Genomic DNA, 16,550 nt, shown 5'->3' with positions numbered 1-16,550 from the left:
AACCGGCACTCGCGCAGGCCACGGTGGCGGACGGCGCGCAGATCATCCCCTTCCACGCCGATCCACGGCCCGACTCCCGGCGCCGTCCTGCGGGCCTCGGCGACCAGTTGGGCACCGTTTCCTCACTCACGGATCGGCTGTCCGGTTCGGGCGGTCCGACCGAGCTCGTGGACGGCGTGCGCCGCACGCTCGCCAAGCAGGTCACCGGAGCCGCATCGTTCCTGCGCCGGCGGCTCGGCGGCGACTACACCATCGACGAGTTCGGCTACGACGAGCATCTGTCCACCTCGGTACTGCTCCCCGCGCTGCGCCCGACGTTCGAGAAGTGGTTCCGCGTCGAGGTCAGCGGCATCGAGAACCTGCCGCTCACCGGTGCTGCGCTCGTCGTCGCCAACCATGCCGGCGTGCTCCCGATCGACGGGCTGATGACCCAGGTCGCGGTGCACGACCACCATCCGAACCAGCGCGCGCTGCGCATGCTGGCCGCCGACCTGGTCTTCGAGACGCCATTCCTCGGCACCGCCGCACGCAAGGCCGGCCACACCCTGGCCTGCACCGCGGACGCGGAACGGCTGCTGCGCAGTGGCGAGCTGACCGCCGTCTTCCCGGAGGGATTCAAGGGCGTCGGCAAGCAGTTCGCCGACCGGTACAAGCTGCAGCGGTTCGGCCGTGGCGGCTTCGTGTCGGCGGCGGTGCGCACGGGTGCGCCGATCATCCCGTGCTCGATCGTCGGTTCGGAGGAGATCTATCCGAAGATCGGCGACATCGCGCCGCTGGCCCGGCTGCTCGGACTGCCGTACTTCCCGGTGACCCCGCTGTTCCCGCATTTCGGTCTGCTCGGGATGGTTCCGCTGCCGTCGAAGTGGTACATCGAGTTCGGCGAGCCGATCTACACCGATTGCTACGAACCCGACACCGCGGACGACCCGATGGTCATGTTCGACGTCACCGACCACGTCCGGGAGACCATCCAGCAGACGCTGTACCGGCTGCTCGCGAAGCGCCGCAATATCTTCCTCGGCTGAGCGAATAACGCTTCCTCGGCTGGTTCGAAGGTGCAACCGCCGGGTCGTGCCGGTCCGCCGCGGGGTCGATGAGATGGTGTGTCGGTGCAGTCCGTCCTGACCCTCGAAGACCGATCCGCGGTGGAAGGGCGCTCGCGTCGGCAGCTATCCGAACGATCCGTCCTGGTCGCGGCGCTCGCGCTGCTCGGTGGGGCGCTTCTGGTTCGAGGCGTGATCGCGGCTAACGGTGACTTCTACTGGGACGATCTGATCCTGGTCGGGCGCGGATCTTCGAACGGGCTGTTCTCCGCGGACCTGCTGCTGCGCGATCATGACGGGCACTTCATGCCCGCCGCGTTCTTCGTCGCCGCGATCACCACCAAGCTCGCGCCGCTGCAATGGGTCTGGCCGGCGGTGACACTGGTCGCCATGCAAGCCGCCGCCGGGTTGGCCGTGCTGCGGTTGCTCCGGCTGTTGCTCGGGGCCCGACCGGCGCTGCTCGCGGTGTTCGCGTTCTATCTCTTCTCGCCGCTGACCCTGCCGTCGTTCGCCTGGTGGGCGGCGGCGCTGAACTCGCTGCCGATGCAGTTTGCGCTCGCCTGGGTGGCCGGCGATGCGCTGCTGTTGGCACGCACCGGCCGGTGCCGGTATGCGGCCTCGGGTGTGATCGTGTTCGCGCTGTCGCTCGCCTTTTTCGAGAAGTCGGTGCTCGTGCCGTTCGTCGCGTTTGCGGTGGTGGCGTTGTGCGCGCGGATCGACGGCCGTAGCAGGCCGGTGCGTACGGTGCTGCGTGCGGGACGGGCGCTGTGGATTCCGTGCGCGGCGCTGCTGGGCTGCTGGACGGTGCTCTACCTCACGATCGTCGAGTCGCGGCCGATGTTCGCGCACTTGTCCGGCGTTCCCGGATTGATCTGGCACACCACCGCGCTCGGACTGTTCCCGGCCGCGGTCGGCGGGCCGCTGCGGTGGGACCGCTGGCCACCGAGCCCGCCGTGGGCGAGTCCACCGGGCGCGCTGGTGTGGCTTGCCCTGGCGGTGGTCGTGGTCGCAGTGGCGGCGGCCTGTTACTACAAGCGCGGCGCCGTGGCGGTGTGGCTCGGAGTGGCCGGTTACGTCGCGGTGTGCGAGGCCGCGATGATCGTCACCCGGTCCAGCGACGGCACGGCCTACGAGCTCGGACAGACACTGCGCTACGTCGCCGACGCGGCGGTGATCATCGCGATCGCGCTGGCGCTGACCGTGCGCGCACCGATGCGGGCGGGTGTCACGGTGCCGCGGCCGGCGGCTGATCCCCGAGCGCGAACCATCGCGGTGGCCGCGCTCGTGGTCGTGTTCACCATCGGCAGTGTCGTCTCGTCGGTGAGCTTCCAGCGCGCGTGGCGCAACAACCCGACCACCGACTATCTCGCCAACGCACGCGTCGCGCTCGCTACGCACCGGGACGTGCCGCTGCTCGACGAACCCGTGTCGATCTGGGTGCTGCTCCCCGTCGCGTACCCCTCCAACATGGTCAGCAGCGTGTTCGATGCCCTGCCGGATCGGCCCGAGTTCACCACCTCCACCCCACAGCTGCGGAAATTGGACGATTCCGGCCGGATGGTCGAGGCGGTCGTGACCTGGACCAGGGCGATTCCGCAGGGCCCCGAGCCGGACTGTGGTTTCCGGGTTCCCGCCGGGGCCCCGGGACAGGACGCACCGGTGACCGAGCTGCCGCTCGACGGGCCGCTGCTGAACTGGGGCTGGACTGCGCAGCTGAACTACTTCGCGGACCGGGACGGCACCATCGAAGTGGGACTTCCCGACGGTGCGCCGGTCGAGGTGGCCGTCGCGGCCGGGCTGAATCAGGTGTTCGTCCGCGTCGCCGGCCGCGGCTACCACCTCGCCGTGCAGCCGCGCACGCCCGGATTGTCGCTGTGCATCGGTGCGGGTCCGATCGGCACCGTCACACCGACGCAGGATCCGGCGTGAGGACTCCGGTCGGCAACCCCGGCCCCGACACACCCAGCCATCGCGCAGCCGAGCGGATCGCCGCGTTGACCGGAATCCGCGCCATCGCGGCGCTGCTCGTGGTCCTCGCGCATGCGGGGTATTGGACCGGGCGCTATACCAACGACTTGCTCGGCGGGTTCTTCTCGCGGCTCGAGGTCGGCGTCACGATGTTCTTCATGCTCTCGGGGTTCCTGCTCTTCCGCGGCTGGGTGCGTGCTGCCCAGCGAGCCCGGCCGCTGCCGTCGACGACGGAGTACCTACGCCACCGCGCCCGCCGGGTGCTGCCCGCGTACTGGTTCGTCGTCACCGTCGTTTACCTGATCTACCTGGTCCGCGACCCGGGCCCGATCGGCGGCGGTTTCGACGGCTATCTGCGAAACATGACGCTCACCCAGATCTACGGGTTCGGGCACCTGCACCTCGGGCTCACCCAGACGTGGAGCCTCGCCGTGGAGGCCAGCTTCTACGTCGTGCTGCCGTTGATCGGCTGGTTCGCCGTGCGCGTGGTCTGTCGCGGTGGCCCGCACCCGATCCGGCTGACGGCGCTGCTGTGCGCGCTGATGCTGGTCACGCCGCTGTGGCATCTGTTCACTCTGGAGAACGATTCGATCGACTTCACGGCGCGGCTGTGGCTGCCCGGATTCATGGCGTGGTTCGCCGGCGGCATGCTGCTCGCGCTCGCCGCACACCACGCCGGCCGAGGGCGGGCGCAGTGGTTGGTGCGCGCGGTCAACCCGTACCTGCTGCTGCTTTTTGCCGCCGTGGCGTTCTTCATGGCCTGTACGCCGCTGGGCGGTGAGGCGACGATCACCCCGCAGGATCCGGGGGCGGCGATCATCAAGTCCGCGCTGTACCTCGTCATTGCGTTCGGGCTGATGGCGCCGCTGGTGATCGGCGACGACCCGGGGCCGGTCGGCTGGCTGTGCAGCCGACGGCCCGTGGTGTGGCTGGGAGAGATCTCCTACGAGCTGTTCCTGGTGCACGTGATGGTGCTCGAACTCGTCGTGGATGTGCTGGGGTACAAGCCGTTTCAGGGTTCGACCCTGGTCGCGTTCTTCGTCACGCTGGCGATCTCGGTGCCGCTCGCGGCGGGGCTGCACCGCGCGCTCGGGCGCTGGATTCCGACCGGCGGACGCTTGCGGCCACCGCATTGGCACGGCGGACGCTTGCTAATTCCGCAGCGCGCGAATGTCAGCTCGCGAGCAGATGCTCCCGACGCCGGGTGATCACCGCTGCGACCGCGCCACCGGCCGCGCCCAAGGCGAGGGCGGTCGGTACGCCGATCTTCGCCGCCTTGCGAGCGGTGCGGAAATCACGGATCTCCCAGCCTCGGTTCTTGGCGAGTTCGCGTAGGTCCGAGTCCGGATTGATGGCGACCGCGGTGCCGACCAGGGACAGCATCGGCGCGTCGTTGTAACTGTCCGAGTAGGCCGTGCAGCGCCTGAGGTTCAGGCCTTCGCGGATCGCAAGCGAGCGCACCGCGTGCGCCTTGCCCGCGCCGTGCAGGATGTCGCCGACGAGGCGGCCGGTGAAGAGGCCGTCCTTGCTCTCTGCGACGGTGCCGAGCGCCCCGGTGAGACCGAGCCGCTTGGCGATCACCTGGGCCAGCTCCACCGGGGTCGCGGTGACCAGCCACACCTGCTGCCCTGCGTCGAGGTGCATCTGGGCGAGCGCACGGGTGCCGGGCCAGATCTTGTCGGCGATGATCTCGTCGTAGATCTCCTCGCCGAGCCGGGCGAGTTCGGCGGTGGAGCGGCCGGCGATGAACGTCAGCGCCTTTTCCCGACCGCTGGCCACGTCCTCGCTGTTCTCCTTGCCGGAGACCCGGAATTTGACCTGCTTCCATGCGAAGTCGACCAGGTCGGAGGTCTTGAGGTATTTGCGCGCGGCCAGGCCGCGAGCGAAGTGGATGATCGAGGCGCCCTGCACCATCGTGTTGTCGACGTCGAAGAAGGCCGCGGCGGTGAGGTCGGGGGGTGGGGCGGGTTCGTCGTCCGCGGGTTCGGTCGAACTCTCCTCGGCCTCGTGCAGCGCATGGGCCACGTCCGCGCTCGCCTCACCGGCAAGGTTGGCCCGGACCTCGGCGTCACTCGGCCGGAAGGGGTTGCGATTGCGGCCACCGACGAGCGGTCGCGCTCCGAATCGGCCGGGCACGAATCCCGCCGGCAGCAGGCCCGACACCTTGGATTCCGGTCGCTCCGGCACCTGCACCTCCACTTGCCGCGGCACCATCCCGCGACCTCGCTGATCTACGCGACCACACTATCCCGACCGCGCAAACGGGGTGGCACAGTGAAAGGCATGACAGTCGGGCACACCGTTACCTTGCTCACCCGCGCCGGTTGCGGTCTGTGCACCCGGGCGCTCGACCAGTTGCGCGGGATCTGCGCCGAGTTCGGGGTCGAGGTCGGCACTGTCGACGTAGACGATGTCGCCGGTACGAACCCCGCGCTACGGGCGCAATTCGGCGACCGCCTGCCGGTGGTTCTGCTCGACGATCGTGAGCACAGTTACTTCGAGGTCGACGAGCGGCGATTGCGGGCCGACCTGGCGCGTTGAGCGCACCCCCGCTCGCGCCCGGATGGGCCGGTCCTGGTAGTGGCGGATTTCACCGACTTTGTGCAGCGGTTCACAAGCAGTTACCGTGGTGTGAACAATCCCGGATTGCCGAGCGGAACCCGGCCATTTTCCACGGCCGCACGAGGAGCCACCGAAGTGACAGAGCGCGACGAGACGCCGAGGGTGCCCGGCGTTTCTCCCGAGGCTCTGCGCTATCGGCAGGCCGATACCGGCGATCAGAAGGACATCCCGCAGGCCACGGTTGCCCGACTGGTGATCTACCTGCGCGTGCTCGGCGCCCTCGCCGATGAGGGGACGCAAATCGTATCGAGCGAGGAACTCGCCGCTGCGGCGGGTGTCGGTTCGGCGAAATTACGCAAAGACCTGTCGTTCCTCGGCCCCAACGGAGTGCGCGGTGTCGGCTACGGCGTGGACCGGCTGCGCGCCCGCATCGAGGGTGCGCTCGGCATGGGCCAGGGCCACCGCGTCGTGCTCATCGGCATCGGCAATCTCGGTCGCGCGCTCGCCGGTTATGGCGGGTTCGGTCGCCGAGGTTTCGGCATCGTCGGTCTGTTCGACGTCGACCCGGAGGTGATCGGCACCGAGGTCGCCGGGCTCGAGGTGCACGACGTGTACGACCTGAAGTCGGAGTGCGCCGATCTCGAACCCACCATCGGTGTCATCGCGGTACCGGACGATGCCGCTCAGGAAGTGTGCGATCAGCTCGTCGCGGCCGGTGTTCGGCGCGTTCTGAGCTTCGCGCAGGTGAGCGCGCCCGCCGTGGACCAAGTCGATATCCGTCGCGTCGATCTTGCGGTGGAGCTGCAGTTGCTGTCGTTTATCAGCGCACGTAATTCGCAACAGTCTGGGCGCTCTGCGCCAGAACGATCACTGTCGTCGCCAACGGGGGCGGCGCCAGCGACCAAGGGGGCGGTGGCCACACCATGAGTGTTCTCCTCGTCGGGATTTCCCATCGCAGTGCGCCTGTGGCAGTGCTGGAGAAGGTGGCGATCACCGAAACCGATCGGCCGAAGCTCACCGACCGAATGCTCGCCTCGGGGCACATCTCCGAGGTGATGATCGTCTCGACGTGCAACCGCGTCGAGGTGTACGCGGTCGTCGACGCCTTCCACGCCGCGCTCGCCGTGGTCGGCGAGTTGCTCGCCCAGCATTCCGGGATGGCGATGGCGGATCTCACTCGGCACGCCTACGTGCGCTACAGCGAGGCTGCGGCCGAGCACCTGTTCGCCGTGGCCAGTGGCCTGGATTCGATGGTCGTCGGCGAGCAGCAGGTCCTCGGTCAGATCCGCGCCGCCTACGCCGCCGCGGATGCGCAGCAGGCCGCCGGGCGCGTCATGCACGAACTCGCGCAGCAGGCGCTGCGAGTCGGCAAGCGGGTGCACTCCGAGACCGGGATCGATTCGGCCGGAGCCTCGGTGGTGTCCGTCGCGCTGGACCGGGCCGATCGCTCGCTCGTGCGCCAGACCGGCACCGGGCTGGCAGGCCGGACCGCCGCGGTGATCGGTGCGGGCTCGATGGGTGGACTTTCGGTCGCACATCTCACCCGCGCCGGAATCGGGCGCATCATCATCGTGAACCGCACCCGCGAGCGCGCCGAACGTCTCGCTGCGACCGCCGTGGCCAACGGCGTCGAGTCGTCCGTGATCGACCTCGCCGACCTTGCCGACGCAATTTCGGCCGCCGACGTCCTGGTCACCTGTACCGGCGCGGTGGGTGCGGTGGTCACCATCGGCGACGCGCACCGCGCGTTGTCGCAGCGCGACGCCGTATCTCGACCGCTGGTGATCTGCGACCTGGGCCTGCCGTTCGACGTGGAACGCGCCGTCGGCGGCCTGCCCGGCGTCTCCGTCATCGACATGGAGACGCTGCAACGCGATCCCGCCGCCGGTGCCGCCGCGGCCGACGCGGAGGCCGCACGGGCGATCGTCGCCGAAGAACTCTCCGCGTATCTGACCGGACAGCGCCAGGCCGAAGTCACCCCGACCGTCACCGCCCTGCGGCAGCGGGCCGCCGAAGTGGTCGAAGCCGAACTGTTCCGCCTCGAATCTCGGCTACCCAACCTCGACGACCCGCAGCGCGACGAGGTCGCCCGCACCGTGCGCCGCGTGGTCGACAAACTGCTGCACGCACCGACCGTGCGGGTGAAGCAGCTCGCATCCACGCCGGGCGGCAACAGCTACGCCGAGGCACTGCGCGAGCTGTTCGCCCTCGAGCCCGGCGCGGCGGAGGCAGTGGCCGCGCCGATGGAGATCCGGACTGCTGCGAGCGACGAATTTCTCACCGCCGTTTCGGGCGAATTCCGCGCCGCCGACCTCGCCGACGACTTCACCACGGGTGGACTGCACGACGATCGGGGTCACACTCCGTGAGCACGTACACCGAAACGGCCTCCGGCCCTCGCCCGGGGAATACCGGCCGGGTGCTGCGCATCGGCACGCGCGGTAGCCAGCTCGCCACCACGCAGGCGGGCACCGTGCGCGATGCGCTGATCGCGGCCGGACACGCGGCCGAGCTGACCATCGTGCGCACTGCGGGCGACGCGTCCGCCGCGCCGGTCGCGGAGATCGGCGTCGGGGTGTTCACCACCGCGCTGCGCGAGGAACTCGCGGCCGGGAACATCGATATCGCGGTGCACTCGTTCAAGGATCTGCCGACCGCTCCCGACGAGCGGTTCACGATCGCCGCGATCCCGCCCCGCGAGGATCCGCGCGACGCGCTCGTGGCCCGCGACGGGCTGGTGCTCGGCGAACTGCCCGCCGGCTCGCGGATCGGCACTTCGGCGCCGCGCCGGGTCGCACAACTGCTCGCCCTCGGCCTGGGTCTCGAGGTCGTGCCGCTGCGCGGCAACCTGGACACCCGGCTGCGCAAAGTTGCCGACGGCGAACTCGACGCCGTGCTGGTGGCCAGGGCCGGTCTGTGCCGGATCGGCCGCGCCGACGAAGTAACCGAGGCGCTGGAGCCGGTGCAGTTGCTTTCCGCGCCCGCGCAGGGAGCGCTCGCGGTGGAGTGCCGCAGCGACGAACCCGACCTGGTGGCCACTCTCGGTGCGCTCGACGACGAGTCGACGCGCGCCGCGGTGATCGCCGAGCGCGCGCTGCTGGCCGAATTGGAAGCAGGCTGCACCGCACCGGTCGGCGCACTCGCCGAGGTCGTCGAATCACTCGACGACGACGGTCGGGTGTTCGAGGAGATCTCGCTGCGCGGTTGTGCCGCCGCCGCGGACGGCAGTGACGTGCTGCGCGCATCCGGGGTTGGCCCACTCACCGACGCCGCCGGTCTCGGCCGTGCCGTCGCGCGCGAGTTGATCGACCTCGGCGCACACGAACTGATGGGCGTCCGAACCGAATCGTCGGGCGCGAGCGGGGGTGCGACATGACCGACCTACCACGGGGTCACCGGCGAAAACGCCGATGGCCCCAGACCCCAAGAACCGACCGCATCAAGCTGGACGCTGGAAATGCACTGGAGAACCACCGATGAGCCGAGCACGTAAGCACACGACCGGACGGATCCTCTTCGTAGGATCGGGACCGGGCGACCCCGCGCTGCTGACCGTGCGCGCACGCGAGGTGTTGACACAGGCAGTACTTGCCTTCACGGACCCGGATGTCGACAGGGGCGTCGTCGCCCTCATCGGCACCGCGATCGACCCCGAGGCACACGGCGAGACGGCCGACGGCGAGGAACTCGTCGCCGATATCCGTCCCGCGCTCGGCGATCCAGCCGAGGTGGCCAAGACCTTGGTCGCCGAGGCCCGCAACGGCCATGACGTGGTCCGGGTCGTCTCCGGTGACCCGCTCACCACCGACTCGGTGATCGCCGAGGTCAACGCGGTCGCCAGGGCGCACGTGCAGTTCGAGGCGCTGCCCGGGCTGTCGTCGGGTACCGCGGTGCCCGCCTACGCCGGGCTCGCACTCGGCTCCGGGCACACCGAGGCCGATGTGCGCGGTGAGGTCGACTGGGCCTCGCTCGCCGCGGCACCGGGACCGCTGGTGCTGCATGCGACCTCGGGTCATCTCGCCGAGACCGCCAGTGCACTGGTGGAACATGGCCTGGCCCCGCAGACCCCGGTCGCGGTGACCGTGCGCGGGACGACGCGTCAGCAGCGCACTGTCGAAGCCACTCTCGCCACGCTCAACGAGTCCGCCTCCGAACTGGTCGGGCCGTTGGTCGTCACCGTCGGCAAGATCGTCGGCCAGCGCGCGAAGATGTCGTGGTGGGAGTCGCGCGCCCTGTACGGCTGGACCGTGCTCGTACCGCGCACGAAGGATCAGGCCGCCGAGATGAGCGAGCGACTGGTCACGCACGGCGCGATCCCGATGGAGGTGCCGACCATCGCGGTCGAACCGCCGCGCAGTCCCGCGCAGATGGAGCGCGCGGTCAAGGGCCTGGTCGACGGCCGCTACCAGTGGGTGGTGTTCACCTCGACCAACGCCGTGAAGGCGGTGTGGGAGAAGTTCGCCGAGTTCGGTCTCGATGCCCGCGCGTTCTCCGGTGTCAAGATCGCCTGCGTCGGTGAGGCGACCGCGGACAAGGTGCGCTCCTTCGGTATCAAGCCCGAACTGGTTCCCAAGGGTGAGCAGTCCAGTCTCGGCCTGCTCGACGAGTTCGCGGACTACGACGAGATCTTCGACCCGGTCAACCGAATTCTGTTGCCGCGCGCAGACATTGCGACGGAAACCCTCGCCGAGGGTCTGCGCGAGCGGGGCTGGGAGATCGACGATGTGACGGCGTACCGTACCGTGCGTGCGGCGCCGCCGCCGGCCGAGACCCGCGAGATGATCAAGACCGGTGGATTCGACGCCGTGCTGTTCACCTCGTCCTCGACGGTGCGCAACCTCGTCGGCATCGCCGGGAAGCCGCACGCGCGCACCATCGTTGCGTGTATCGGTCCCAAGACCGCCGAGACGGCAACGGAATTCGGTCTGCGCGTGGATGTGCAGCCGGAGACCGCGCAGGTCGGCCCGTTGGTCGAGGCGCTCGCCGAGCACGCTTCCCGGTTGCGCGCCGAAGGTCTGTTGCCGCCGCCGCGTAAGAAGAGCCGCCGCCGCTGACGTTCGGCACTCCAAGGAGGCCCGTGTTTCCTGCCGATCGTCCCCGTCGGTTGCGCGGCAGCGCTGCAATGCGCCGTCTCGTCGCCGAAACATCGCTGGAGCCAAGGCATCTCGTGCTTCCGATGTTCGTCGCCGACGGCATCACGGAGCCGCGTCCGATCTCCTCGATGCCCGGCGTGGTACAGCACACGCTCGATTCGCTGCGCAAGGCCGCCGTGGATGCGGTGGACGCCGGGGTGGGTGGTCTGATGCTGTTCGGGGTGCCGCGCCCCGACGACAAGGACGCCGACGGCACTTTGGCCAGTGCGCCCGAGGGCATTCTCAACCGTGGCCTCGCGGCGCTGCGTGCCGAGGTCGGTGCCGACACGGTCGTCATGGCCGACACCTGCCTCGACGAGTTCACCGACCATGGTCACTGTGGCGTGCTCGCCGCCGACGGCTCGGTCGACAATGACGCGACGCTGCGACGCTACGTGGATATGGCTCTGGCCCAAGCCGAATCGGGTGCCGTGCTGCTCGGTACGAGCGGGATGATGGATGGGCAGGTCGGCGTGATCCGGTCCGCTCTGGACGAAGCAGGCCACATCGACACCGGGATCCTCGCCTATGCCGCGAAGTACGCCTCGGCGTTCTACGGGCCGTTCCGGGAGGCGGTCGGCTCATCGCTGCAGGGCGATCGGCGTACCTATCAGCAGGATCCGGCGAACCGTCGCGAAGCGGTGCGCGAGGTCGATCTCGACCTCGTCGAGGGCGCCGACATCGTGATGGTGAAGCCGGCGATGGCCTATCTCGACATCCTCCGTGACGTCGCCGACCGTTCGACGGTTCCCGTTGCGGCATACCAGATTTCGGGCGAGTACTCGATGATCACGGCCGCGGCCCAGAACGGCTGGATCGACCGGGATGCCGCGGTGCTGGAATCGCTGCTTGGTATTCGTCGCGCCGGTGCGGACATCGTGCTGACGTATTGGGCCGCCGAAGTCGCGCGCCGACTCTCGTGACCCAACCGCCACGGCCGACGCCGGACGATGTCGTTACTGCGTTCCAATTGTGGTGGCTGGTGGCCGGGTTCGGCTTCGCGCAGTTGCTCTGCGCGCTGCTCGGTGCGATCGGTGACCGCGACGCACTCGTCGATCAGCTGCTCTCGGATATGGCCCGCCGCGATGCCGAATTTGCGTTGACTCGCAGCACCGCGGAGCTGTTTCTGTACGCCGGGCTGTTGATCGCGGTCGTTATCGGCGTGGTGGTCTGCACCGTGGTGCTCGTGGTCGCGTATCAGATGCGGCGCGGCCGTGGCTGGGCCCGCACGATTCTCACTGTGCTCGGTTCGTTTCTCGTCGTGCTCGCCGTGCCGTCGGTGTTCGGCCTGGGCACCGCGACCGGCGCGGTCGCGGTGCTGGCGGGCGGGCTGGCCATCCTCGGTGGGGTCGCGGCGGCCGGCGCGATTGTCCTGATGCATCGCCGAGAGTCGAATTCCTACTTCCTGCCGGGACCTCCGGTGCGCTGATCAGCGCAGCGATTGAAGATTTGTGTAGTGGGTATCGATGTGATTGTGTGAAGACCATCACAGGATGTGGTATCCGGGAGGAGCACGGCGGTATGCGGGTTGTGATCGAGCAGAGGCACAGTGCACGACGTGAAGTGGTGTTCCTGACCTTGATGATCCTGTTCGGTCTGATCACCGTCGCCGTGCTGCTGGTTCCCAGCCTGGTCGGCTGACCCCCCGCCTCATTCCGCACCGCATGCGTCACGCAGGATAGTTCCGTGTCGTCTTCTGCCAGTCCTCTGGAGTCTCCGCAGCGTCCGAACGTGGTGACCGCCGCGTATTGGGTCTGGATCGTCGCCGCCGCTGCGCTGGTGTTCTTCGGTGTCATGGCGTTATTCATCGCCGGCGATGCGACGCGCGAGTCCATGCTGGACAAAAACCCCGACGCCGACGTCGATGCCGCGCTCACCCTCATTCGCGGGTTCGGCGGCATCACCATCGTCGTCGGGCTGGTCATCGCGGCGCTGGTCGGGCAGGTCCGCAAGGGGAAAGCCCGGATGCGGCGCGCGCTCGCCGTCCTCTCGGTGGTGTTCGCATTCATGCTGGTCGTGACCACCACCATCGGCATCGCGTACTTCCCGCTGGTGATCGTCGCGGTGGCGATGCTGGTCGCCACGTTCCTTGTCTATCGTCCGGCCGCTGCGCCCTGGTTCCACCGTGTCCAATGACGGGCCCGACGGCACGCCGCCGATCGTGCTGTTCGCCGAGCCGGGGGCGCGTTGGCGCGTGGCCGGCTACGGGCCGCTGCTGTGCCTGGTCGTGCTGATCGTCGAACTCTCCACCGGGTCCGGGGTGCACTGGCTGACGTTGCCGATCTGTGCCGCCGTCCTGGCCGCCGCGGTGTCGGTACAGATCGTCGCCGCGCGCAGACACGCGAGCGTCGTGCTCACCCCCGAGGTGCTGCGCAATGGCACCGAGGAGCTACCGCTGCGCCACATCGTCGAGGTGTTCGGGCCGCGCGACGAGACCTCCCGGCAGTTCGCGCCCTGGGAGACCGCGCGCACGCTCGGTGAGTTGGCCGAGGTGCCGCGTCGGCGCAATCCGATCGGCCTGCAGTTGAAGCGTGGACGGCTGGTGCGCGCTTGGGCGAAAGACGAGACGATGCTGCGGCTGGCGCTTGTCGCCGCCCTCGGTGGCACCGGTGACCACTGGCGTGCCGAGTCGGCCCCGCGGCACGACGAACCCCGCCGCGAGGAACCGGCCCCGAGTGTGGACGAACCGGCCAACCTGCCCGATGACGAGGCCGCCGAATGATCCGCCGCACGGTGGTGGTCGCCGAGGTGGTGGGGTCGGTCGGACTGCTGGTTCTGACGGTGTTCTGCTGGCAGGCCGGCGTGCAGGTGACGCATTTCGGGCCGGTCCGGGAGGACGGGCCTGCCTTCGACAGCACCTATTACTCCGGGCCGTGGATCATCGCGGCGTCGGTATCGGTCGCGCTGGCCGGAGTGCTGGTGATCGACCTCGTTCGGCGGCTGCGCACCAGCTCGGAAACCCGGCCGGGAGTACCCGCCGGGGGTACCGTGGAGAGATGAACTCCTACTCGCCGGAGAAGGACGAATTGCTCAAAAGGCTTCGTCGGATCGAAGGTCAGGTCGCCGGTATCTCCCGGATGGTCGCCGAGGATCGGTACTGCATCGACGTCCTGACGCAAGTGTCGGCGGTGACCAGCGCGCTGCAGTCGGTCTCGCTCAAGTTGCTCGACGCCCACCTCGCCGGCTGCGTGGTCGAGGCCGCGAAACAGGGCGGGCCGAACGCGGACGCGAAGGTGAAGGAGGCCTCCGAGGCGATCGCGCGTCTCGTTCGCTCCTGATCGCTCCGGCGTATTTCGTCGAGTTCGGTCGGCTGCAGTCCACAACCGCGCTCGGCGATGGCTCGTTCCTGCTCACCACCGACAACGGTGGTGGTACGGATCAGGTGCTGCTCGTCAAGCCCGCGGGCTAGTCAGCCTTCGCCACCGCGCCCCTACGCCCTTTGTTGATCACGAGCCGGTGGCCCCCGTCCCGAGTTGATCACGAGCGAATGGCCTCAGTTCTCGGCGTGTCGGAGGCCAGATCAACACGGGCCGGCGGCCAGATCAACACGGCATCGGGGCGGGCCGCGCACCCCCCGTCAAAGTGCGCGGCCTGCGCCCGTCAGCCGTCGGTGCCCGGGCCGTCGAGCAGAGCGGCACCGAGCAGGTATTCCGGCACGCCGAGTCCGGTGGCGATCGTGTCGACGTGCGGCCGTAGCGAGCGGCAGCGCTCGTTGACGCCGCGGGTCACGGCCTTCGCGCGTTCCACCGACAGCCGCCGGTGTTCGATGAACCAGGCCTTGTTGTCCTCGATGACGGTCAGCGCGTAGATGTCGCAGAGTTCGCCGAGCAGTTCCTTGGCGGTTTCGTCCTCGCACTCGTCGATACCGGCGACGAAGGCCTCGAGCACCACCCGGTCGATATGCGCGCGCGCCGCCTCGAGCACATGGTCCTGGACGAAGTTGAACGCGTCGAACGGATCGTCCTCGCGCTTGAACGCGCCCTGAAGCCGGCGCGCCGCGCTGGCGAGCAGGTACTCCTCGCGCTCGCCGAACATGTCGAGCTGGGTGCCGCGGTTGAACAGGCTGCCCTCTTCCTCGTTGTCCTGGCGGGTGTCGAGCAGCGTCTGGATGATCTGCGTTGCGGCGGTGCGCTTCTTGACGACATCACCGACGGTGTCCACGGCGAACCGCATCCATTCCACCGGGCTCATGCCCTGCACCTCGTCGGCGTAGCCGGTGAGCAGCTCCTTCGCGACGAGCTGGGTGAGCACCGTGTTGTCGCCCTCGAACGTGGTGAAGACGTCGGTGTCTGCCTTGAGTGCGACGAGCCGGTTCTCCATCAGATAGCCGGCGCCGCCGCACGCCTCGCGGCATTCCTGGATGGCCCTCGTCGCGAAGGCGGTGTTGGCTACCTTCAGCCCGGCGGCGCGGTTCTCCAGTTCGCGTTGCGCCTGCGGGTCCTGGTCGGGCGAGGTCTGCAACCGGTCGAGGGTGGAGACCAGCTCGTTCTGCGCGAACGCGAGCGCATAGGCCTGCGCGATCAGCGGCAGCAGCCGTCGCTGATGGGCCAGGTAGTCCATGATCGCGATTTCAGTGTCGCCCTCCGGTGAGCTGAACTGCCTGCGCTGCAACGCGTACTTGGTGGCGATGGTCAGGGCCACCCGCGCTGCGGCCGCAGCCGAGCCGCCGACCGTGATCCGGCCACGGACCAGCGTGCCGAGCATGGTGAAGAACCGCCGGCTGACATTGTCGATCGGCGAGGTGTAGTTGCCGTCCTCATCGACGTCGCCGTAGCGGTTGAGCAGGTTCTCGCGCGGTACACGGACGTGATCGAAGACGATGCGACCGTTGTCCACGCCGGGCAGACCGCCCTTGTGCCCGCAGTCCGAGGTGGTGACACCGGGCAGGTCATTGCCCTCCTCATCGCGGATCGGTACGAGGAGACAGTGCACACCCTTCGATTCGGTTTCCTCGCCGTCGGTGCCGGGCACCAGGAGTTGCGCGAACACTGCCGCCATCGTCGCGTGCTGGGCCGCACCGCCGATGTAGTCCTTGCGCGCGGACGGGGTCGGGGAGTGGATGACGAACTCCGCGGCGTCGGGGTCGTAGGTCGCTGTGGTCTCGAGGGACTGCACGTCGCTGCCGTGCCCGGTCTCGGTCATCGCGAAGCAGCCGAGCAGGTCGAGATCGATGGTCGGTTTGACGTAGCGCGTGTGGTGCCGCTCGGTACCGAGGTTCTCGACCGCGCCGCCGAACAGGCCCCACTGCACGCCGGCCTTCACCATCAACGACAGGTCCGACATGGCGAGCAACTCGATGCTCGTCACGGCCGCGCCAACATTGCCGGTGCCACCGTGCTCGATCCGGAAACCGTTGGCGGCGTTGCCCGCTGCGGTGAGCAGCGCCATCTGCTCCAGTGTCTTGGCGCGCGCCTCGGCGAGGTCCGGGGTGTAATGCGGGAGAAACTCATCGCGGTTCAGATCGACGCGGACCTTTTCCTTCGTGTCGTGCCACGCTCCATCGAGCGTGCGGCGTAGATGATCCGCGGTGGTCAGCGTCGGTTCGCGGGTGATGGCCATGCCCGACGGTATCCCCACGGGCGAAGGCGTCGAAACCAAATCGGCGTTCGGCGGACGACGATCAGTTCGCGCGCAGACCGCGGCGGTCTTCGCCGATGGCCTCGGTGGCCTGTGTCCAAGCAACGCGCCGCACGGCTGTACGACGCGTACGTCCATGGCCGTGGCGCAGGCCCGCGAGCGGGTGGCTTCCGCCACAAAAATCCTCGAAGAAGATGCCGTGTTCCAGGCTGCGCAGCGCCGGAAATCGTTTCTTCGGCGCCTGACCTACGCGCTGCGCCACTGAGCG

The 16,550-nt window shown here is 68.7% G+C and carries 18 protein-coding genes; 16 read left to right on the top strand and 2 right to left on the bottom strand.

Annotated features, from left to right (window positions below):
• The first annotated feature begins 23 nt into the window (after positions 1-23).
• The 3 genes from OG921_RS01070 to OG921_RS01060 all read left to right on the top strand — a co-directional run bounded on the left by OG921_RS01070 (position 24) and on the right by OG921_RS01060 (position 4,219).
• On the top strand, positions 24-1,025 hold the full coding sequence (locus tag OG921_RS01070) for a lysophospholipid acyltransferase family protein (RefSeq protein WP_266111012.1): 1,002 nt from the start codon (positions 24-26) through the stop codon (positions 1,023-1,025).
• A 120-nt stretch (positions 1,026-1,145) separates the two neighbouring features.
• Entirely contained in the window at positions 1,146-2,972 is a 1,827-nt protein-coding gene (locus OG921_RS01065; RefSeq protein WP_266111011.1) for a hypothetical protein, read from the top strand.
• Complete coding sequence (locus OG921_RS01060) at positions 2,969-4,219, top strand: acyltransferase (RefSeq protein ID WP_266110490.1); 1,251 nt, start codon at positions 2,969-2,971, stop codon at positions 4,217-4,219. Before OG921_RS01065 ends, OG921_RS01060 begins: the two co-directional genes overlap by 4 nt.
• On the opposite strand, the gene OG921_RS01055 is transcribed toward OG921_RS01060, so the two are convergent.
• Entirely contained in the window at positions 4,185-5,225 is a 1,041-nt protein-coding gene (locus OG921_RS01055; protein ID WP_266110489.1) for an HAD family phosphatase, read from the bottom strand. The two genes, OG921_RS01060 and OG921_RS01055, sit on opposite strands and share 35 nt — an antisense overlap.
• A gap of 69 nt (positions 5,226-5,294) precedes the next feature.
• Here OG921_RS01055 and OG921_RS01050 point away from each other — a divergent pair, with 69 nt between their 5' ends.
• The 12 genes from OG921_RS01050 to OG921_RS00995 all read left to right on the top strand — a co-directional run bounded on the left by OG921_RS01050 (position 5,295) and on the right by OG921_RS00995 (position 13,983).
• Positions 5,295-5,552 (top strand): glutaredoxin family protein, encoded by a 258-nt coding sequence (locus tag OG921_RS01050; protein WP_266110488.1) that lies wholly within the window; start codon positions 5,295-5,297, stop codon positions 5,550-5,552.
• A 183-nt stretch (positions 5,553-5,735) separates the two neighbouring features.
• Entirely contained in the window at positions 5,736-6,500 is a 765-nt protein-coding gene (locus tag OG921_RS01045) for a redox-sensing transcriptional repressor Rex (RefSeq protein WP_266111010.1), read from the top strand.
• Complete coding sequence (locus OG921_RS01040) at positions 6,497-7,942, top strand: glutamyl-tRNA reductase (protein ID WP_266110487.1); 1,446 nt, start codon at positions 6,497-6,499, stop codon at positions 7,940-7,942. The genes OG921_RS01045 and OG921_RS01040 overlap by 4 nt, the downstream gene beginning before the upstream one ends.
• Complete coding sequence (gene hemC / locus OG921_RS01035) at positions 7,939-8,949, top strand: hydroxymethylbilane synthase (protein ID WP_266110486.1); 1,011 nt, start codon at positions 7,939-7,941, stop codon at positions 8,947-8,949. Before OG921_RS01040 ends, hemC begins: the two co-directional genes overlap by 4 nt.
• 100 nt (positions 8,950-9,049) lie before the next feature.
• Positions 9,050-10,627, top strand: a complete 1,578-nt coding sequence (locus tag OG921_RS01030) for a bifunctional uroporphyrinogen-III C-methyltransferase/uroporphyrinogen-III synthase (protein WP_266110485.1) — start codon at positions 9,050-9,052, stop codon at positions 10,625-10,627.
• A gap of 23 nt (positions 10,628-10,650) precedes the next feature.
• Entirely contained in the window at positions 10,651-11,628 is a 978-nt protein-coding gene (gene hemB / locus OG921_RS01025) for a porphobilinogen synthase (RefSeq protein WP_266110484.1), read from the top strand.
• The gene (locus tag OG921_RS01020; protein WP_266110483.1) at positions 11,625-12,134 is read left to right on the top strand and encodes a hypothetical protein; all 510 of its coding nucleotides are present in this window, start codon (positions 11,625-11,627) and stop codon (positions 12,132-12,134) included. The genes hemB and OG921_RS01020 overlap by 4 nt, the downstream gene beginning before the upstream one ends.
• A 47-nt stretch (positions 12,135-12,181) precedes the next feature.
• Entirely contained in the window at positions 12,182-12,346 is a 165-nt protein-coding gene (locus OG921_RS01015) for a hypothetical protein (protein WP_266110482.1), read from the top strand.
• A gap of 90 nt (positions 12,347-12,436) precedes the next feature.
• A complete protein-coding gene (locus OG921_RS01010) occupies positions 12,437-12,841 on the top strand; it encodes a hypothetical protein (protein WP_266110481.1) in 405 nt (134 codons plus the stop codon).
• Positions 12,831-13,427, top strand: a complete 597-nt coding sequence (locus OG921_RS01005) for a hypothetical protein (RefSeq protein WP_266110480.1) — start codon at positions 12,831-12,833, stop codon at positions 13,425-13,427. The genes OG921_RS01010 and OG921_RS01005 overlap by 11 nt, the downstream gene beginning before the upstream one ends.
• Positions 13,424-13,705 (top strand): hypothetical protein, encoded by a 282-nt coding sequence (locus tag OG921_RS01000; RefSeq protein ID WP_266110479.1) that lies wholly within the window; start codon positions 13,424-13,426, stop codon positions 13,703-13,705. Before OG921_RS01005 ends, OG921_RS01000 begins: the two co-directional genes overlap by 4 nt.
• Complete coding sequence (locus OG921_RS00995; protein WP_266110478.1) at positions 13,702-13,983, top strand: metal-sensitive transcriptional regulator; 282 nt, start codon at positions 13,702-13,704, stop codon at positions 13,981-13,983. Before OG921_RS01000 ends, OG921_RS00995 begins: the two co-directional genes overlap by 4 nt.
• Positions 13,984-14,305: 322 nt before the next feature.
• Here OG921_RS00995 and OG921_RS00990 read toward each other — a convergent pair whose 3' ends face one another.
• A complete protein-coding gene (locus OG921_RS00990; protein WP_266110477.1) occupies positions 14,306-16,264 on the bottom strand; it encodes an acyl-CoA dehydrogenase in 1,959 nt (652 codons plus the stop codon).
• Between OG921_RS00990 and OG921_RS00985 the strand changes: the two genes are divergently transcribed.
• Positions 16,263-16,547 carry a hypothetical protein gene (locus tag OG921_RS00985; protein WP_266110476.1) on the top strand — a complete coding sequence of 95 codons (285 nt, stop codon included), beginning with the start codon at positions 16,263-16,265 and terminating at the stop codon, positions 16,545-16,547. The two genes, OG921_RS00990 and OG921_RS00985, sit on opposite strands and share 2 nt — an antisense overlap.
• Positions 16,548-16,550: the final 3 nt, after the last annotated feature.

Origin of the sequence: Aldersonia sp. NBC_00410 (assembly GCF_026342035.1) — a bacterium.
GTDB lineage: Bacteria > Actinomycetota > Actinomycetes > Mycobacteriales > Mycobacteriaceae > Aldersonia.
The sequence above is the reverse complement of the archived record's forward strand: the minus strand, read 5'-3'. Positions and strand labels throughout refer to the sequence as shown.